This is a genomic window from Rhizomicrobium sp. (assembly GCA_037200985.1).
Taxonomy (GTDB): Bacteria; Pseudomonadota; Alphaproteobacteria; order Micropepsales; family Micropepsaceae; genus Rhizomicrobium.
Genome location: JBBCGJ010000001.1, coordinates 2,900,771 through 2,920,941 on the forward strand (window position 1 = coordinate 2,900,771; position 20,171 = coordinate 2,920,941).

12 protein-coding genes are annotated in these 20,171 nt (G+C 63.7%); 2 read left to right on the forward strand and 10 right to left on the reverse strand.

Annotated elements, in window-relative coordinates; all coding sequences use genetic code 11:
* Positions 1-250 precede the first annotated feature (250 nt).
* A protein-coding gene (locus tag WDN01_14170) for an IS630 family transposase (GenBank protein ID MEJ0027170.1) occupies positions 251-1,314 on the forward strand; the annotation gives its coding sequence in 2 pieces (ribosomal slippage) (positions 251-731 and positions 731-1,314; 1,065 coding nt in all).
* Between the two features lie 660 nt (positions 1,315-1,974).
* Here WDN01_14170 and WDN01_14175 read toward each other — a convergent pair.
* From WDN01_14175 to WDN01_14190, 4 genes are read right to left on the reverse strand one after another with little or no spacing between them, the layout of a single operon-like run.
* Positions 1,975-2,277 (reverse strand): Imm74 family immunity protein, encoded by a 303-nt coding sequence (locus tag WDN01_14175; protein MEJ0027171.1) that lies wholly within the window; start codon positions 2,275-2,277, stop codon positions 1,975-1,977.
* Positions 2,278-2,292: 15 nt separating this feature from the next.
* Positions 2,293-4,638 (reverse strand): LysM peptidoglycan-binding domain-containing protein, encoded by a 2,346-nt coding sequence (locus WDN01_14180; protein MEJ0027172.1) that lies wholly within the window; start codon positions 4,636-4,638, stop codon positions 2,293-2,295.
* A 31-nt stretch (positions 4,639-4,669) separates the two neighbouring features.
* The gene (locus WDN01_14185; GenBank protein ID MEJ0027173.1) at positions 4,670-5,434 is read right to left on the reverse strand and encodes an ankyrin repeat domain-containing protein; all 765 of its coding nucleotides are present in this window, start codon (positions 5,432-5,434) and stop codon (positions 4,670-4,672) included.
* Positions 5,435-5,456: 22 nt separating this feature from the next.
* Positions 5,457-15,611 carry a LysM peptidoglycan-binding domain-containing protein gene (locus tag WDN01_14190; protein MEJ0027174.1) on the reverse strand — a complete coding sequence of 3,385 codons (10,155 nt, stop codon included), beginning with the start codon at positions 15,609-15,611 and terminating at the stop codon, positions 5,457-5,459.
* 220 nt (positions 15,612-15,831) lie between these two features.
* On the opposite strand from WDN01_14190, the gene WDN01_14195 reads away from it, so the two are divergent.
* Complete coding sequence (locus WDN01_14195) at positions 15,832-16,968, forward strand: tetratricopeptide repeat protein (GenBank protein MEJ0027175.1); 1,137 nt, start codon at positions 15,832-15,834, stop codon at positions 16,966-16,968.
* A gap of 3 nt (positions 16,969-16,971) precedes the next feature.
* On the opposite strand, the gene WDN01_14200 is transcribed toward WDN01_14195, so the two are convergent.
* The 6 genes from WDN01_14200 to WDN01_14225 all read right to left on the reverse strand — a co-directional run bounded on the left by WDN01_14200 (position 16,972) and on the right by WDN01_14225 (position 20,089).
* The gene (locus WDN01_14200; GenBank protein MEJ0027176.1) at positions 16,972-17,313 is read right to left on the reverse strand and encodes a hypothetical protein; all 342 of its coding nucleotides are present in this window, start codon (positions 17,311-17,313) and stop codon (positions 16,972-16,974) included.
* 20 nt (positions 17,314-17,333) lie between these two features.
* On the reverse strand, positions 17,334-17,897 hold the full coding sequence (locus WDN01_14205; GenBank protein ID MEJ0027177.1) for a hypothetical protein: 564 nt from the start codon (positions 17,895-17,897) through the stop codon (positions 17,334-17,336).
* Position 17,898: 1 nt separating this feature from the next.
* Entirely contained in the window at positions 17,899-18,666 is a 768-nt protein-coding gene (locus WDN01_14210) for a sigma-70 family RNA polymerase sigma factor (GenBank protein MEJ0027178.1), read from the reverse strand.
* 3 nt (positions 18,667-18,669) lie between these two features.
* Complete coding sequence (gene fliP / locus WDN01_14215; protein ID MEJ0027179.1) at positions 18,670-19,446, reverse strand: flagellar type III secretion system pore protein FliP; 777 nt, start codon at positions 19,444-19,446, stop codon at positions 18,670-18,672.
* On the reverse strand, positions 19,443-19,676 hold the full coding sequence (locus WDN01_14220; protein ID MEJ0027180.1) for a flagellar biosynthetic protein FliO: 234 nt from the start codon (positions 19,674-19,676) through the stop codon (positions 19,443-19,445). The genes fliP and WDN01_14220 overlap by 4 nt, the downstream gene beginning before the upstream one ends.
* Before the next feature lie 170 nt (positions 19,677-19,846).
* Entirely contained in the window at positions 19,847-20,089 is a 243-nt protein-coding gene (locus tag WDN01_14225) for a FliM/FliN family flagellar motor switch protein (GenBank protein ID MEJ0027181.1), read from the reverse strand.
* Between the last annotated feature and the right edge of the window lie 82 nt (positions 20,090-20,171).

A 20,171-nucleotide genomic window follows, 5' to 3' on the forward strand; every position in this document is an offset into this window, starting at 1 on the left:
TGTCGAGGGCATCGCGTGTCGGCGACGCAGAACAAGCGATGCAAAGCACCGCTGGGGAATCAATGAAATGGGAACGGCGCAGAGCGACGTCAAGGGGTGGGACGTGGGAATTTTTGGGTGCGCCGTGCCGGCCGCTCAGAGCCGCCAACGGAGCGGTTATACCAACGGCCTTAGTTTCTGACTCGTGAGGATTCAACGCGGCCGCTGTCTGTGATTCGCTTTGCGAGGTGATTCGCGAAGGGGATCGGCGATGGCGATCAAGATTTTGCGTTCGGAACACAGTGCTTCGGATTTGCGGCGGGAGGCGGCCAAGACGCGGCACGCCGATCAGGCTCGCCGGTTGCTGGCGCTGGCACTGGTGCTGGAAGGCACGTCTCGCACGGACGCGGCAACGGCGTGCGGCATGGATCGCCAGACGCTGCGCGACTGGGTGCATCGCTATAATGCGTCAGGCATCGATGGTCTTGTCGACCGCAAGGCTCCAGGCCCAACGCCCCGGCTGACGGAGCAGCAGGAGGCTGAACTTGTCCAGATTGTGGAGCAAGGTCCCGATCTTGCGAACGACGGTATGGTGCGCTGGCGCCGCGTCGATCTTCGCGACGTGATCGCCGCGCGCTTTGGCGTTGCGCTTCACGAGCGCACCGTGGGCAAGGTGCTGGATCGTCTCAACTTCAGCCATATGTCGGTTCGCCCGCGCCATCCCAAAGCAGACGCCGATGCCCAAGAGGCGTTCAAAAAAACTTCGCGCAGCTTGTCGATCGCGCCTTGCCGGATGCCGCCAAAACCAAGCCGGTCGAGATCTGGTTCCAGGATGAAGCCCGGATCGGCCAGAAGGGAAGCTTGACCAGAATGTGGGCGCGGCGCGGGACACGCCCCACCGCGCCGCGCGATCAGCGCTACAAGTGGGCCTACCTCTTCGGCGCGGTCTGTCCCGAGCGCGCCTGTGCCGCCGGTCTGGTTCTTCCTTGCGCCAATACCAGGGCGATGACGGCGCACCTCAAGGAGATCAGCCGGGCCGTCAGGCCAGGCGCCCATGCTGTCCTGGTCATGGACGGCGCTGGCTATCACGAGAAAGCCATCACCCACCTGCCGTCCAACATCTCGCTGCTGACGTTGCCGGCATACGCCCCCGAACTCAACCCGGTCGAGAATGTCTGGCAGTTCCTGCGCCAGAACCATCTCGCAAACCGCGTCTTCAAAGACTACGACGCCATCCTCGATGCTTGTTGCGACGCTTGGCGAAGCTTCCTCAGAAACCCAGACAATATCGCCTCGATAACCCAAAGATCATGGGCCAAATGTGTCAACCACTGAGGCCGTTGGTATTATATCTCGTGATGTGACCGGCGGACTGAACCGTCGCTATGGCCGAAAACCGTCCGGATGAGCTTTTCGGAAGGGACAGAGCCTAAGAGCTTTAGCTTTGCAGTCCCGATGCACAGCTTCGAAATCGATGCCGCCAGAGGAAACCGAATTTCCATAATCGTCGCGTCCGACGATCTTATAAACACCCGCCGAAACTTCGCCAACCTCAAAACTCCGACTAGGTAGAAGTGTAAAGTATTGTGTCCCCAGAATTCAAACATCAGCAGGACGAAAAACAGGCTATGCGCCAAACCAACGCAAAATCGACAACCGGCAATAACGCCGCGATTCCGATCAGTGCGACCGTTCTTAGGGGTGTCTTTACAATCGCAAAGAGTCCGAATAGCCAAGCAAGCATAATATTAAGAGCTATCGGCAAAACAAAAGCAAAGACCAAATCTGCCGCTTGCCGATTGCCAAACATAGACGTCAGCAACAATTCGTGATGATTACGCTGCAAAAATATCAACGCGGCCCATGCCATACAAGTCAGGACCACAGATGCAACCATCCAAAGAAGTAGCCGCCACATCGGTTCGGCAACGAACTACAACATCGATATCGACCCTAGTCGTGGGTGGAATTTTCGGTAGGCACAGGTTTTTCAGCCTATTCAAATTTAGCCTTTCCTTTCATAAAGGCCATCGCTGCTTCTATATTTTTAACAATCCGCTTTCTGTGCTCTTCGGAGATTGCCTCGTTCTCATGAGGAGGCTCCCACTTTGCGTTGCGCCATCCCGGATAGAAGCCAAAACCGAACAGGGCTGTCCCCAAATTGGCAAACAACGATTCCCCACCAAGGCGCATTGTCTTGCTGCCTTCGCGATATTCGAAGGCAAAGCGGCTGATACTTTGGAGAGCGAAACCGTCTTCGCTTTCGACACCCTGCTTGTTTAGCCAAGTAAATCCCATGATCACACCTCAGCGTCAGTGATGATTGCCTGTGGACACGTACAAATCGGGGATCGTCATTTCCCTCAGATTCACGTTCGTATTGTTAGCCAGTATCGGACGCTCCACGGAAAGATAGATGCGGTCGGGATTCGGATTGTTCAGAACGGCCAGGACATCACCCGATGCACCATTCGCATAGCGGCTGGAGGCATATGCCCAAACTTGGTCCGCCTCTGCACGAGAGAGCGGGGAATCCGACCCAAACAGGTCGAGCGATTCCAAGTACGATCCTCCCGGCGTATGTGAGATGGTCGTTAGCCCCTGCTCAGCGGCGAGCGTTTCGGCGGCGTCGTAAGTGCCAGTTCCGGAGTAGAAGATCGTCCGGTTGGGCACGCTCGAAAAATCCGCCGTTCGCACGTTGGCCATGATTTCTTCGAAGGGGCTGGCGCCCTCTGCGGCAAGAATCCTGGGGGCGGTAAGCGCTTCAGCGGAGAGCGTGGAGACCGCGGGAAGTACTGTCGTCGCGACGGTAACGGCGTTGCTGATAACCTCGCCATTGCTCATCGCCCTTGGCCTGGCTGTCTCCGGAAACGCCTCGATGGTATTCGCCATCGTGATCGGGTCCCCACCCGACAATGGCAACGCATCGATCATCTTGAACCGTGACGGCGCTTGCCAGTAGCTTCCTATGCTCCGTGCGAGAGCTATCTGCCCATTGCCCTGCTCTATCTGGCTTTTGCCTTCGAGCGTGAAGCCCTCGGTGATAGAATTTATAAGCCCGCTGATCCAGGACGCCGAAGATGGACTCGATTGCCGAGCGACTGGGTTCTCGCGCGTTCCCAGGACGACGACGGTCTCGAGATCTTCGTTCGACAGATTGACGGCGCTGGAATCGTCGAGGGACAGGCCTTGGATCGTCGCGGTCGGGTTGATCACCAGATCGCCAAATGGTCCTGCGTTCTGCGGCAGGCTTATGTTTCCGAGCGCCGCCACCCGAACCACGCCGCGCATATCCGACGAATCCATAGCGCCCTTCAGGCTGCTGCGGACGATGTCGAACGTGTCGCCGTCGGAGTTCGTATCCAACGGCGATGGCCTGCTCGCACTGTTGTTGTTGTTGTCCCCCATCATCGCATTCCCAATGGTCTGCCCGATGACATCCGGCAGCGCCGCGATGATGTTGTCTCCGAAGTCGGACCCGTCGATCAGGGTTCGCGTGGCGGCGTTGGCGATGTCGCCGGCCATGCCGGAGACGAGACCGCGCGCGCCCTGGTTCAGCAGGCCGTTCGCCGCGCCGAAAGGTTGCCAGCCCGCGATCTGCCCGCCGACATAACCGCCGATCCCCGCGCCCACGCCCGCCGCCGCGACACCGGCCCAGTCGAACGTCTTCTGCAATCCCGTCGCCACCGCGATGCCCTGCGTGGCGGCGTTGCCGAGCGCGCCTTGCGCGAACATCTCCGGAATGCCGTCGCCGCCGATCCCGAGCGCGTCGAACGCGCCCGACGCGCCCAGGCCTCTGGTGACGCCGGCGGAAAGCGCCGCCAGGCCCACCGCGTCCCAGTCGAAGCTCTTCTGGATGCCGAGCGCCAGCCCGACGCCCTGGCTCACGATGCTGCCGGCCGCGGCCGAGACCGCGGCACCCGCAACGCCGCCGATGATCCCCGCCGTCGTCGCGCCGACGCCGATGCTTTCCAGCCCGCCCGCGATCACGCCGCCGACGGGAGGCAGGAACACCGCCACCACGACCGCGATGACCGCGAGCAGGATCTGCCCGAACACGCCGCAGGCGCCGCCGTGCCTGGCGGCGGGCTTGGGCACGGTGGGGCTGTTGTTGCCCTGGGCCTCGTTGGGATCGTAGACCCGGTAGGTCGAACTGTTGTTGTGGCTGTTGGCCACCTTGTCGGGGACGATCAGGCTCATCCCCGCCTGAAGATCGGCGTCGGAGATCAGCCCGTTGGCGTCGGCGAGCAGGTACCAGTAGGACGCATCGCCCCAGACCTGATAGGCGATCGCTTCCAGCGTGTCGCCCTGCTGCACCGTGATGCGCGACGGCGCCGTGCCGACGTTCAGCCCGTTGATCGGATCGTAGCTCTGGTCGAAATCCGCATAGGACGTCGCCGCCGTGGCGCCGCCGCGGAACGCGCCCGTCCCCGGCACCGCGATGTGCTGCGCGATCGACTGGGCGTAGTCGACATTGGACGTGCCGTTGTTGGAGATCGCACCCACCGCGATGCCGCCGAAGTAATAGTGCCGCTCATGCGGATCGCCGGCGGCGGTGTTGTTGTCGGCCTCGTTGCGCGCCAGGACCTCGCCGGCGAGGTTGGTCACGAAGCTCACCGTGCGCGGACGCCCGTCGGCGATGTCGACCTCCTCCAGCAATTGGCGGATTGCGTCTTCAATACCGACGAATCTAGTAGCGGATCGAGTTTTTGGTGGACATAGGTATCGCAACGCCCTGTTGCTTCAACATCTCAAGAACCTTAGCGCGTTCGGCCGCAATCTCAGTGGCTCGTGATCCGCCAAACGGCTGCGAAGCCACCATCTCGGCGAGTTGAGGTAGGTTGCGGCTGTAACCATGACCCAACAGTTCGGCCACAGCACCGTACTCTCGGCCAAGCGCCGCGTAGAAAGCAACCGAACGGCCTGTAGAACCAACTTGATTCACATTCGCGCCAGCCGCCAGAAGAGCGTGGAAATTATCCCAACCATATCCGTTCTCGATAAGAATCTCGGCTCGAAACAGCGCCGAGTTTCCGGGATCATCCTTAGCATAAGCATTGGGGTCGCCTCCGTACTTTAGTAGCAGCTTTAGAAGAGCTGGATCGTGGCTTGTAGCTGCCGCATAGGTGGCGGAGTTCTGGTGAGGGACTACGTAGTTTGGATTACCGCCGTTCTTCAGCAGCCCCTCAACGCCAGCCAAGTTGCCGCACCACACAGCCCATATCAGCGCAGTTTCTCCTTGGCGACCTCTGCTATTCGGAGACACTCCCGAATGTATTAACCGGTCCACTCCAGAGATGTCGCCGGCACAAGCGGCCTCCGCCAAAGCTGCGACCTGTGGGTCATTGAACTGCTCGGAGGCGGATCGCCCGGCGACCAAATGCTCTGCGCCCATTGCTGGGGAAAATAGCAAGATCAGCGATACCGCTGCCCAATAAATTGGAAGCCTCGTCATTCTACTACCTCTGCTTCATAGCCTAATACGGCCAAATATGATGTTGTACCAAATACTGTATTCCATAGATGTCGTATTCCACCCCATGAGAATTCGGGTTGAAGTTCAAGCCGTTGGTCGAAACTTTCGATCCATTGATCGTGGGCGGATTAACATCTGGAAGCGGACGAGTGGCTCCAAAAGACGACTTTATTATGCCAGCAGCTTGCGCATCGCCGAGCCATTCTCCCACGACGTCGTAATTTGTTATTAGGTTCTGCTTCAAGAGAATGTTTTTCATTGGCACGCCGTAAACGGCCAAATCTATACCACTCGGCCCAGGCGCATTGAAGACAACTGCCGGCCGCCCGACGGCAAGCGCTCCAGCTTCCGCCAATCCACCTCCAAGTGACTGCCCAGTGAATGCTGTGCGGGCTGCAATGCTAGGCAGAAGGTCTTGGGCAGCAGCGACTGCATATTCGTATTGCTTAGTCGGTATGTCGAAATTGTTTTGTGCATTTGTGAACAAATCTGCCGCGCTGCTAAAGTCGGTTCCTCGATAGGCAAAAACATATGATGCGTCGCTGCTACCAATCGTGCCGCTTACATAGATCGCCGAGTAAAGTCCCGAACCATCGTCGACAAGCACAGGAGATGTACCACCCTGAAATAATTGGCCTTGCTGGCTAGCCATTACGCGAGAAAAACCGGTTCCAGAAAGGAGTTCGGGTATGCTTTGATTGAAGCTTACATCGGCCGACAAAAGTCCCATGTTGAACGCATGCATTGCAGAATCAGAAATTGTTTCTGTATTCGCTTGGAACCATTCCTTGATTGCAACTATACTCGCAAATCTTGAAGCTTCACCAATCTTACCAGAACCCCACTGACTAAGAACCGCATTGTAGGTGTCCTGCTGCGCTTTATCCTGCGGAATATAGGTATTTTTCTGACCGTCACCGTAGAGTTGCGAGCCGAGGTCAAGCATATTTTGGCCGCCGTCTAGTCCGAGAAATTGATATATCTGACCAAGCAAGTCCGAACTCATGCCGCTGTCTATGGCTTGATTGTATGCATCCATACGCGCGTGATAGTCTGCCGATCCGGGCTGAGGTGTCTGGCTGGTTTGCGTGACAGACCCCTGAATCACTCCCGCAATCGCATTTCCCACCGTCTGTCCGATGGTATCGGGCAGCGCGGCGATGACGTTGTCTCCGAAGTCGGACCCGTCGATCAGGGTTCGCGTGGCGGCGTTGGCGATGTCGCCGGCCATGCCGGAGACGAGACCGCGCGCGCCCTGGTTCAGCAAACCGTTCGCCGCGCCGAAGGGCTGCCAGCCGGCGATCTGCCCGCCGACATAGGTGCCGACACCCGCGCCCACACCCGCCGCCGCGACGCCCGCCCAGTCGAAGCTCTTCTGTAAGCCGGTGGCGACCCCGATGCCCTGCGACAGGACATTGCTCGTCACGCCTTCCACCGCCGCCGCCACGACCGGATCGACCCCGCCGAGCGCCGGCCCAAGCTCCGCCGCGACGCCGGCCCCGATGCCGCCGCCGATCGCCGCTTCCGCGACGCCGGTCCAGCTGAACTTGTTCTGGATGCCGAGCGCCAGACCAACGCCCTGGCTCACGATGCTGCCCGCCGCGCCCGCGGCCACACCGATGCCGATGGCGCCGCCCACGCCCACAACACTGGCAGCGCTGCCCGACAGTACGGTGCCGATCCCGCCGCCGAGGGTCATGCCCGCCGGTCCAAGCGCCGCGACGGCCGCGCCCGCCGTGACCACCGCCACCGCGATCGCGATCACCGCGAGCAATATCTGCCCGAACACGCCGCAGGCGCCGCCGTGCCTGGCGGCGGGCTTGGGCACGGTGGGGCTGTTGTTGCCCTGGGCCTCGTTGGGATCGTAGACCCGGTAGGTCGAACTGTTGTTGTGGCTGTTGGCCACCTTGTCGGGGACGATCAGGCTCATCCCCGCCTGAAGGCCGGCGTCGGAGATCAGCCCGTTGGCGTCGGCGAGCAGGTACCAGTAGGACGCATCGCCCCAGACCTGGTAGGCGATCCCTTCCAGCGTGTCGCCGTCCTGCGCCGTATAGCGGCCGGCGGTGGCGGCGACGTTCAGCCCGTTGATCGGATCGTAGCTCTGGTCGAAATCCGCATAGGACGTCGCCGCCGTGGCGCCGCCGCGGAACGCGCCCGTCCCCGGCACCGCGATGTGCTGCGCGATCGACTGGGCATAGTCGACGCGCGACGTGCCGTTGTTGGAGATCGCACCCACCTCGATGCCGCCGAAGTAGTAGTGCCGCTCATGCGGATCGCCGGCGGCGGTGTTGTTGTCGGCCTCGTTGCGCGCCAGGACCTCGCCGGCGAGGTTGGTCACGAAGCTCACCGTGCGCGGGCGCCCGTCGCCGACGACCACGCTCTCCAGCAGCCCGCCCTGGCCGTAGGTGTAGCTGTTGTAGTTGGGCTGCGGCCCGCCCGCCGCCCGGTTGGGCGTGTAGCTCTCGCTGGCCTCCAGCGCCCCGTCGCGCCACACATAGTAGAAGGCCGCCTCCGTCGTCGGCTGCGCCACCCCGTTCTTGGTCACGGTGGCGATCTCGTCCGTCACCTGGCCCAGATACCGGTCGCTATGGTCGCCATAGACCCCGTCGAAGTCGCTGTCGGCGATGTAGGAATAGGCCGTCGACGTCACCCAGGTCCCGTCGCTGCGCACGCTCGTCACCTGGTCCGAGGTCACCTGCGAGCGGGTGTTGTAGACCGCGGTGCGCTCGTAGACCACGCTCGTCCCGGCCGCGTTGTACTCCTTCTGGTCGGTGACCCGGCCCATCGCGTCCAGCGCATAGCTCGCCCGCACCACGCCGCCCACCGTCACCTGGGCCAGATAGCCGTCGGCCGTGTAGGCGTAGGCCTCGCTCGTCCCGTCCGCGGCGTTGACCGCGCTCGCGCGCGAGCCGTCGGAATTGTAGGCGACGGTCTTGCCCGTCGTGCCGGCGACGATGGCGCCCGAGCCCCGCGTCCCGCTGAACGCGCCTTGCGTCAGCGTGAAGCGGTTCATCGCGTCGTATTTGTACCAGTAGTCCTGCGTCACGCTGGTCGCCGAGGCCGCGCCCTGCGCGTCCAGCGTCCGGTAGCTCGACACCATCCGGCGGATGTCGCCCCCGAGGTCGTATTCCCAGGCGACGCTCGCCGGCAGCAGGCCGTTGGCCGCGCCGGTGTCGGAATAGCTCGCCATCCGCGTGTCGGCGTCCCAGGTGACGGTCGCGTCCTCCTGGGTCGTGGCGTGCAGGCCCGGCTGGTATTTGGGCGGGCCCGCCTCACCGCTGTCGTTCTGGATGTTGTGGTAGGTCGTCACCGTCTCGCGCACGCGGTTGCCCGCCGCGTCGGTGGCGTAGGCCTCCGCCGTCCAGTCGGTGAAGTAGACATAGTAGCCCGGATCGCCGCTGATCCCGTTCACCCAGACGAAGCTGTGATCGGCCGCCGAGACCGCCGTCGCCAGCGCCCCGGTGTTGTAATAGGTGAAGGCCGGCGCGTACTCCGCCAGGCCTTCCGACACAACCCAGCCCGCGCTGTTGTAGGTGTAGGTCAGCGTGTCCGGGCTGCCGCCGAAGTCGGTCTTGGTCACGACATGGCCGAAGCTGTCGTCCTGCTCGGTCGCGGTGAGGCCGGCGGCGTTGACCGTGGTCCTGGTCCAGCCGCCGAAAGTGCCCAGCCCCGCCGTCGCGATGGCGGACGACCACGCATAGGCGTAGGTCGTCGTGTTGCCGCCCATGTCGACGGCCTTCACCACCCGGCCCGCGGCATCGTAATCGGTGGTGTCGAGCACCGTGGCGCCGAGCTGGCTGTTCCAATGCTTGATGCGCTGGCCGAGGCCGTCATAGGCGTAGCTGTCGGTGAGCTGGACGGTCGCCCCGGTGGGATTGCCCGGGCTGCCCGCCGGGCGCGCCTGGTGCACCTGGGTGATCAGCCGGTCCATCGCGTCATAGGCGTAGGTCTCGACCTTGCCGACCTCGTTGGTGTTCTGGCGCAGGTCGCCGAAGACGTCGTAGCCATTGGCGACGACGCCGCTGTCGGCGTGGAACTCCTTCAGCACCGAGGCATCGGCGCCGCCATAGCCGCTGTCGGCGAGAAGCGTGCGCGTGTTGAGATTGTTGTTGGCGTCGCGAACGCCCACCACGCGGCCGGAGAGATCGTAATAATTGGTGACGGTCGGCCGGCCCGTGGCGATGGTCCCGTTCTCGGACGTCCAGCTGACGGACGGGCTCTGCTGCAGGATGACCTTGCCCATGGTGTTGTAGGTGAAATCGGTGACGTAGCCGCGCGCGTCGGTCTGGCGGGCGATCTCGCCGAAGGCGTTGTAGGCATTCGCGGTGGCGACGGCGGCGGTGGTCGTGGTGCTGAGCTGGCGCAGCGGCGCCACGCTCTGGGTGGCCAGGCCCCGCTTGTCGTATCCGGTGATGGTGACGACCATGCCGGCGACCGCGACGGTGCCGATGGCGGAGGCGCCGTTGTTGGTGAGCAGGCCCACGGCCTGATCGACCGTCAGGCTCGACCAGGCATAGCCGGCCGGCAGGGCGTTGCCGTCGGAGGCGATCTCGAGCGTCTGCTTGCCGTCGGCATTGTAGAGATAGAGCTTGACGGTGCCGTCGCCGGCGGTGCTGCGGATCATCCGCCCGCCGCCATCGTAGGAGGCGGTCTCCTGCGTCACCCCGTTGATCCCGCGCGACACCACCTCGCCATAGGCGTTGTAGCCCATCTGGTACTGGTCGCCGAAGCTCCAGCTCGTGCCGTTGTAGGTCGCGACCGACTGGAAGGTGACGCGGCCGAGCGCGTCGTAGCGCGTGGCCGAGGCTTCGGTGACGCTGGTGCCGTCGGACCTGGCGCGGGCATAGCTCACCTTCAGCGTGCGTCCGTCGGCATCGTAGAAATAGCTGCGCGCGAAGCCCGAAGCGTCGGTCATGGTCGCCAGCCGCCCGCCGGCCCCGTAGGCGTAGGTGGTGACGTGGGCGCTGTTCTCCACCGTGCGCGTGAGGTCGTTGAGCCCGTCGTAATACTCATTGGTGAGTTGCTGGACGTTTGCGCCGGCGTAGTCGGTGAAAGCCGTGCCGGCGACGGAGGTCTGGCGGCCCTCGCTGTCATAGGTATAGGCGGTATAGTCGCCGGTCGCCTCGGTCTTGCGCGTGACCTCGCCCAGGCCGTTATAGGTGTAGGTGACCGTCGAACTGGTGGCGGCGGCCGTCAGCGCGCCGTTGGTGCCGTTGACCGTCCAGGCGACGACGCCGGTGCGGGTCTCCGTCAGGCGGCGGCCGTTGCGGTCGTAGGTGAAGGTGGTGACGCGGTCATTGGTGGCGTCGATGGCGACGCTGGGGATGGCGGCGGCGGTCGGCGTGCCGGTGAACCGCGTCGCATAGCGCCGCTCGGTCGTGACGTTGCCGTCGGCGTCGAGCGCATAGGTCGTCAGATAGCCTTCCTGGTCGAGCTGCGCGACCTTGCGGTTCATCTTGTCGTAGTAGAACCAGGAGGTGTTGCCGCCGCTGCCGTTGACGATGCCGTCGGTCTGGCACACGACATTGCCGTTCTTGTCGTAGACATTGGCGATGCTGACGGTAGCGCCGGCGCCGACGGCCTGGGTGGAATAGGCCGAGCCGTTCCACGATCCGGTGCGCAGGCTGGCGACCGAGGTCGTGAGCAGCTCGTTGGCGCGGTCATAGGTGTAATCGGTCTCGCGCCAGGTGTCGCCGCCCGCCGGCGAAGGCGGCGTGCCGCCCGGAGTGGTGGGGATCGCGATGGCGGTGGCGTAGACACGCTGAGCGACCACGTTGCCGTTGGCGTCGTAGGTCCAGTTCGACAGCACGCCCAGCGCATTGACCGCTGCGATCCGGCGGTTGAGGTGATCGTAATATGTGAGGGCGCGCGCGCCGTTGGCGTCGTCCTGCTCGATGAGATTTCCGCGCGAATCGTATTTGTAGGTCGTGGTCGGCGTGACGTTGGTGAGCGTCTTCAGGTCGGTCGGCGAGACGACGGAGATGATCTCGGTCGTCGTGTTGCCGAGCACCTGCGTCAGCACCCGGTTCATCTTGTCGTAGGTGTAGGTGGTGGTGCGCTGTTCCGTCAGGCCGGAGGCCTCGATGCGCGTCAGCAGGTTGCCGCGCGCGTCGTAGGTATAGGCGTTGGTGACGCTGGAGGCCTCGACGGAGCCGTCCGCCCGGGTCGAACTGATCGGCAGGACCTCGGTCTTGAGCAGGCCGCGGCGGTCGAAGGTGTTGGTGGTGACGCCGCCCAGCTTGTTGCGCACCGTCAGCCGGTCGCCGAACGCGTCCAGCGTGTATTGCTCGTAATAGCCCTCCGCGTCCGTCACCTTCGTGACGCGGTCGAGCTTGTCGCGGGTGAAGGTGGTGGTGGCGTCCTCGGTCGCGCTGGTCGTGACGGTCGGCGGCGTGCCGACGACGATGGTGCCGGTGACGGCGGTGGCGTAGTGCGTGGCCGAGACGACCGCGTTGCCGACGGTATAAATTGTAGCGGTTGCATAGCCGTTGGCGTCGACAGCGAGCGTCTGGCGATTCAAGCCGTCGTAATAGAAGTAGCTGCTGTTGCCGAGGGCATCGATGGACTTCGCCACGTTGCCGAACGCGTCGTACTGATAGGTCGTGACGGCGCTGTTGGATGCGTCGATCGGGACCGTCTTGGTAAGCACCTGGCCCAGGGCGTCATAGGTGTAGGTCGTGGTGTAGCCGCGGCCGTCGAGCACCGTCAGGACATGGCCCAGGCCGTCATAGGTGTAGGCGATAGTCGCAGACTCCGCCGCGCCATAGCCCACTGTCGTGTTCGCGACGCGTCCGGCCGCATCGTAGACCACATGCGCGGTCGCGGCATCCCCGGTGCCGTAGGCGACTGTCGTGTCGGTGACGCGGCCCAGCGCGTCGTAGACGATGTGCGTGCGCACGCCCATGCCGTCATAACTGTCGACGATGCGGCCGTCGACGTCATACGCCACGCTGGTCTGAACCGCCGTCGCGGGGATCGTGCCGATCTGGGTCGCCAGGCTCGCCTGGGTCACCGCATCGGTAACGGTGTAGGAGGCGGCGAGACGGATCGTGCCGGTCTGGCGGCCGGCTGTGTCATACAGGATCTGGGTGACATAACCTTCGGCGTCGACGGTGTAGACCACCTCGCCCTTGACGTCATAGACCATGCGGCTGATGCGGTTGGCCGTATTGGACGCCTGGCCGGCTGCCCAGCTGTCCATTGTCGCCTGACTGGCGTCGGCGCCGAGCGGCTGGAGCGTGGCGTATTGCACCTGCTTCACCAGATGGCCGACGGCGTCGTAGTTGAAGCCCGTCACGCCGCCCAGCGCGTCTACCGAATAGGCAAGATTGCCGGTCGTGGCGTTGTAGACCGACCAACTCGTGCGCGTATCGGCGTTGGCGGCGAGGTTCAGCGTGGTGATCTGGCCGGCGACATAGCTCAGCGTGTAGCTGGACGTCGAGCCGATCGACGCGCCGTATTGCGTGGTGTGAATGAGCTTGCCGGTCGCGTTGTAGACATACTCGGTTGGCCGCAGATTGTCGTCGAGCGTGTAGCGCAGAACGCCTTCGTCGTCGTAGAAATAACGATTGTGGATGTCGGCGGCGACGGTGCCGACGCTGGTCTGCAGCTGCGCGAAGGTCCCCGTGGCCCTCAGTCCAGACGCCGCGGCTGTGGCATAGGAAATGGTATCGATCGTCTCGCCGGCCGTATTGTAGGTGATCTGGCTCAGATAGCCGTCGGCGTTCAGCGATCCGATCAGCCGGCCGTCCGTGTCGCAAAAGTTGCGGGTAACCTGATCCTTGGCTGCGTTGGCGGTGGGCAGCTGCAGCGTCGTCGGTGCCGTGGTCTTGAAGCCGGTGACCGTCGCCGCCGCGATGACGTTGGCGTAGGATGTCGTCGACACGACATTGCCCATGCCGTCATAGGCGATGACCGTCGCGTCGCCATCCTGGTCGATCGATTCGATCAACCGGTCGGCGTGGTCGTAGATCCGCCAGCCCCACACGTCGCCCGCATTCGGCGCCGGCCGGATCGTGCTGAGGGCGATGTTGGCCGGGTTGCCGCTGCCGTCGACCAGCGAAGACAGATTGGCCGAGGTGAGTCTCGTCGCATAGCCGATGCTCGCCACCAGCCGGTCGCTCTGGTCGTAGCGATACTCCGTTATCGAGCCGTCGGCCGCGATGTCGGCGACCTTGCGGCCCACCGCATCGTAGAGATAGTAAGTCTTGTTGCCGGTCGCGTCGCTGACCATGCGCAGATTGCCCAGCGTATCGTAGGCGTAGGCGGTCGTGCCGGTGGCGACGCCCGTGCCCGATTGCACGGAGCTTACGAGCTGGCCCGCGAGATTGTAGGTCGAGGTATCGACCAGGCCGTTGGCCAGGGTCACCACGGTCTTGTTCAGGCTGTCGGTGAAGGCGATGGCGGTGGTGGCGCCGTTGAGGTCGGTCGAGCCGACGACACGGCCCAGGCCGTCATAGACGAAGACCTGGGCGTTCGAGACCCCGCTTGTCGCGGTGTTCAAGAGGTTGCCGAACTGATCGTAGGTATAGGACGTGACCGTATAACGCTGGGTGGTTAGTCCGGTGCCGTCCGCCGCCGCCGCGCTGTAGGTCTTCACGGAGCTCACGTTGCCGCGGAAGTCATAGGCCGTGTCGGCGCGCTCGCTGGTGCTCTTGTCCGCAATGGCGGCGACCCAACTCGTCAAGGCGCTTTCCGCGATCGAGGTGGTCGTGCCCAGCCCGGTCACATTGTAGGTATTGTCGCGATAGGCGATCGCCGAGCTCTGCTGGCCGGCGGCGTTGTAGCGGTACTCGGTCACCTCACCCTGCGCGCTCACCACATAGCGCAGGTGGCCTTCGGCATCGTAAGCGTAGCGCGTCGTGCTGGGTTGGCTCGGCTGGCCCGCGCCGGCGCCGTCCGGATCGGGCACAAAATAGGCCGTCGCCGTCAGGAGCCTGTTGAGCAGCGCCGTATTGGTGTTCGTCGTATCGTAAAAATAGCTGATTGTGTTGCCGGCCGCATCGCGCTGCAGCGTCATGTTGCCGTTGGTGTCGTATTGGTAGGTCACGACATCGCCGCCACCGTCCGTCGCAGACGTGACGTTGCCGTTGGCGTCATAGGCATAATAGATGTTCTGCGCCGTCGCTCCCGACTGCGCGGGAGGCAGCATAATCCGGGTCAACTGGTTGGCGGCGTCGTAGTAGAGCTTGGTCGCGTTGCCCAGATTGTCGGTGACGGTGGTGATCTTGTTGACGGTATCGTAGCCGATCGTCGTCGTGCTGGTGACGCCGCTGGCCTGTGTCTGGGCAAGGGTCGCGACGCGGAAACTGGCGTCGTAGGTGATCGCCAGATGAGCCCCGCCGGTCTGGCTGATCGAGGCGACGCGCTTGGAGGTGCCGTCATAGGTATAGGTGGTGACGACCGTCTTTCCGTCGGCGATCGCATTGTCCTCCGGCGAAAGGTCCGTCGTTACCGTCGAGAGCCGGTTCGACGCATCGTAGGTGTAGCGCGTGCGCGTCAGCGTCGCTCCGCCGGACAGCGTCGTCGCGATCTGCGTCAGATTGTTGCCCGACCAGGTCAGGTCGGTGTGCTCGCCGTCCTGGGTGGTGACCCGGGTCAAGAGACTCCCGGTATAGGCATAGGTAAGCTGGTTGCCGTCGACGTCCCGGGTCGCCGTGATCCGGCCGCCATTGGAGGCATCGTAGGTGTCGACGTGGCGGGAACTCCCGTCGGTCCAGGTCCAGACGTTCGCCGCGAAGCTCAGCGTGTCGTAGGCGCCGCTCCCCTGATAGCAGACATAGGCGCCGAGCGTGGCGTTGTAGGTGTAGATCTCGTCCGAGCCGTCCCAGTCGGTGCGGGTCACCGTGCTGCCGGCCGTGTTCACCGTGCCGGTAAGGTTGGTCACCTGGCGCTGTGCGTTGAGGCGCCAATTGTCGCCATTGTCGTCGTTGAGCGCCCCAAGGCTGTTATAGGCCCGCGAGACCGCGCTGTCGGGACCCTGCCCAATCAGGATCTCGTCCGTCCGGTCAATCATCAGATTGCCGGTCGCGCCGTTCACAGTGACGTTCTCGCCATACCGGCCAAACGACGAGCTGCCCAACTGGCCCCGCGAACCCAGCACCCAGCCCGAACTGCGCTCGAGCCCCAGGCCCATTCCCGTGACAATCGCAACCATCGCCCACCCCTCCAAGCGGAGACCGGCCGCAACACGGACAGAGCCCCTATTACCTGATCGGTAGGACGACAAATCCGTTTAGGGATTATTTTGCGGACAGCCGGCGGATAACATCCGTCGATCCAACACCCTAATATGTCTCGCAAAATGCCGTTTGGGTTGCGCCGGGTTCTGCCTGTCGATACGTTGGAAGCTGGTCTCGAACGCCAGACGGTGCGCCATGCCGGCAGAGGCAACGACCCTTCCCCACACGCGCCTGGATCGGCTATCGCGCTTTCTCGAACGCGATCCGGCGAATCCGGCGCTCCTGGCCGATGCCGCCCATGCTGCCTACGACGCGCAGGATTTCGAGCGCGCCGCCGCGCTGCTCAAACGGTATCGCGCGCTGCAGGCGCTGCCGCCCGAGCTTGCGAATTTGGACGGGATGACCGCTCTCGCCAGCGGGCGCTTCGCCGACGCGGCGGCGGCATTCCAAAGCTTGCGGGACGCAGGGGCCGACGCGCCCGTCTTGCGCTTCAACCTGGCCTGGACGAAGGCGATGCAGGATCGGCATCGGGAGGCGCTCGATCTGCTGGACGAGGCAACCCTGGACGTCTCGCCGCGTGCGCCGGCTCTCAAAGTCGAAATGTTGCATCACCTCGGCAAGTTCGAGGACGCGCTGGCTCTCGGGCAGGATCTGGCGCAACGCTATCCCGGCAACGAACGCCTCATGGGCGCACTTGCCAGCCTCGCGATGGACGCCGAAAGGGCCGATCTCGCCTTGCTCTACGCCGAGCGGGCCGGCGACGATCCCGTGGGCCGCGCGACGCTGGGCATGCTGACGCTCGGCGATCATGACGCCAGCCGGGCCCTTGCGATGTTCGAGGCGTCGATTGCCGCGCAACCGTCCAATGGACGCGCCTGGATCGGCAAGGGCCTGAGCCTTCTCGCCAGCGGCGACGCGGCGGCGGCGGCCCAGGCCATGGACCGCGGCGCGGACATCTTCAAGGATCACCTCGGCTCCTGGGTGGCGTCCGGCTGGGCCTATTTCCTGGCCGGGGACAATGCCAAAGCTCGGGCGCGCTTCGAGCAGGCGCTCGCCGTCGATCCCAATTTCGCGGAGATCCACGGCGGCTTGGCGGTTCTGGACGTTCTCGCCGGCGACGAATCGGGCGCGCGGCGGCGCCGCGAGACCGCGCTTCGGCTCGACCGCAAATGTTTCGGCGCGGCGCTCGCGCAGTCCCTGCTGCTGGAGCGAAGCGGCCGCATCCAGATGGCGCAGCGCGTGCGCGACATGGCGATGTCGCAGCCGATCGGCCCCAAAGGCGAGACGCTGGCCCAGGCGCTCGCAGCGCTATCGATGAGCCGCCGCAAATAGACCTTAGGTCGATTTGAGATCGGCGATCAGGCGCGACAACAGCCGCGCTGCCGCCTCGTCCGCATTGATGGCCTCGGTGACGCGTGAGACGATCTGCTGGAACTGCGCGTCGTTGAGAAGCGCCGGCCCGAGCTGATCGGCCAGGAGATTCTGGATCAGAGTGCGGCGCAGGTGATGCTCGTCGGCGCCGTCGATTGCGGCCAGCGCCTGCAGGCCGGCCGGTTCGTCCGGCGCCTGAACGCCGCTGCGCGCGCGCACTCCGGCACCGCCTCGCGCCTTGGCGCGCTCCTGAAGCTTTTGCCGAAGCAAGTGGACGAGCCGGTCGGCATTCGAGATCGGTTCCATCCGCGTTCCTCCACCGTTCCTCAGTGCCTGGTGGATTTGAGCGCAGCCTGCCGCAGGAGGATATCGACCGATGAAAAGGCGACGTCGCCCTCCGCCCGGCGACGCCGAATTTCGTCGATCACCAGCTGCATGTCGTTGTTCATGGGCACGTTCTCGCGATTGAGCGAAATCCCACGTTCGAGTTCGCGGACGGCGTCGTCGAAACGATCGCCGATGAGATGGGTCAGCCCGCCGGCGAATATCCGCAGCGGATTTTCGGTGGCCAGGCCGTGGAGCGGGCCCCATGCTTCCTGCGCCGCATAGGGCTCGCCGCTCGACAGCAGGAGCAGGCCAAGCTGAAATCGCGCCACCGCGTAGTCGGGCGCGAGATCGACGGCGTGGCGCATCGCGACGCAGGCGGCCGCATAGTCCTGACCCGCCGCCAGCATGGAGCCTTTCAAGAAATGCAGCCTCGGATCGCCGGGATAGCTCGACAAGGTCCTGTCCAACTCGCGCTGGGCGCTGCCCCGATCGACGCCGAGCGACGCAACCAGGTCGGCCAATGTGCTGTCCGGGCAGAGCCCGGTACTGCCGCGTTCCGCCACCTCATCCTCCCAACCGAAAATGTCCGCGCGCGGACATCCGTTTTCGCACCAGCGCGAGGGCCGCGCGATGCATCTGCGAAATGCGGCCTTTGCTGAGCGACAGCAGAGACGCAATCTGATCGAAATCTACGCCATTCATATAGTGCTGTCTCAGGATCGTTTGCTCACGCTCGGGAAGCGCGGAGAGCTCGGCGTGAACCTGTGCGACGACCTCCTTCCAAGCCAGGCTGTCATATGCCGTCGCGGACGGCAACGGAACCGGGCCCTCGTCGGATTCCTGCGCGAACAGGCCCGTACCCTCGAGTATAAAGCCTAACGCCAATCCCACGGCGACTTGCGCCAGCTTCTCCATGGCGTCCGCGGTCGTCAACCCGTTATCGCCGCTGTCGGAAAGCGATTGCAGCCTTTCGCGGTTCACGCGCCGTCGCCAGGTAATCTGCTCGTGCACCTCGCTCAAGCGCGCGATGCCGTCGCTGATGCTGCCAGAGATGCGATGGGCCGCGTAAGCGCGGAACGGGATGCCGCGCTCCGAATCGTAGCGGTCGACCGCCTCCAGCAGTCCAACATAGGCCAGCTGCTGCAGATCGGCGATCTCGATATCGCCGCGCGAGCGCTCGCGATAATGGCGGTAGGCGATGTTTCGCGCGAAGGAAGCATGCCAGGCGAACAGCCGTTCACGCGCTGCACGCGAGCCGCCATGTTTGTACGCCCGCCACAGCCGCGCCTCGTCTGCTTCGTCCGGCTCATCGCTGTCGGCGGCCGCGCGCATACCTCACCGAAAACTGCCGAGAACGCCGTGCAACACGAGACTCCAGCCGTCGATCAGGACGAACATGAGAACCTTGATCGGCAGCGACAGAGTCGCGGGAGGCACCATGAGCATGCCAAGCGCAAGAAGGACGCTGGAGACCACGATATCGATCAGCAGGAAGGGCAGCAGGACCACGAAGCCGATGCGGAACGCCACGCGCAACTCGTTGAGCATGAAGGCGGGGACGAGCTGCATCAGCTCGACGTCGGCGGCCCGCGCCGGCAGCGGCTTGCGCGAGAGATCGTACATCGTCTGAATATCCCGGTCGCGCACCTGTCTGAGCATGAAATCGCGCGCCGGGCCGCTGCCGCTGTCGATCGCTTGCGCGACCGTCACTCGGCCGTCGAGAAACGGTTCCACCGCCTGCCTGTCGATCGCCGAGAAAGTCGGAAGCATCGAAAACGCGGTGAGGAATATCGCAAGGCTGATCAGCACCATGTTGGGCGGGGTCTCCGGCATGCCGAAGGCGTGCCGAATCATCGCCAGAACCACGACAATGCGCACAAAGGACGTCGTGCAGACCAGGATCGCCGGCAGTAGCGCCATCAAAGTCAAGATCAGCGCGATGCGGACCACGTCGGACGTCTTGGTCTCGTCGTTCAGCGACAAATTCGCGACAGGCCCGGCGGCGACCGCCGCGGGCGGCGGGACATGCGGCGGTATCGGTCGCGCAAGCGCCGCCGATGGCGACAGGATCAGGACGGCGGCGACAAGGGCAAGAATAGCGGCGCGCATCATGTCGGCGGTTCCGCACCGCTTCCGTCACCTGCGGGCGGCAGCCATTGCAGGAGTTGGACACCCTGCGTATGCGCGGCGACGAGGATCTCGCGGCCGTCGCATGCCACGATGCACAGATCGACCTGATGACTGAGGCGCAGCGATTCCAGGATCGTGAGACGGCGACTTCGCGCCCCCGGCATCCGTGGAAACGACCAACGGCCGCCGCCGGCTTTGAGCGCGAAGACCATTCCGACCGCCAGCACAAGACAAACGAGGAGAGCCGCCGAGACACGCCATAAAGAAATATCGTCGGGCGGACCGTGCCCGAGAGTCTGTGCGTCGGCCGAGATTAGCCCGGCCCAGACCGCGGCCGCACCGGCGGCTGACCGCAAGCCCCGTGCCCGTGGCAGCCTCGCATTCATGGCTTTTGAGAAATTTCGACGATCCGAACGCCGAACTTATCCCCGACGGCCACGATCTCGCCACGGGCGACCAGCGCGTCGTTCAGGAACAGTTCGACGCGATCGGCGAGGCTCGCCTCGAGCGTCACCACGCTGCCCTGCTTGAGCGCCATCAACTGTTCCACCGTCATCTTTGCCTCGCCAAGACGCGCCTCGAGCGATATGCGGAGGCCGCGCAGCAATTCGCTGTTGATGCGCACGGAACTCGCGGGTGGCGCGAGAGAAACAGGCTCGTCGTTCTTCTTTGTAGAATCCACTGGATTACTCTGTTGTTATACATGC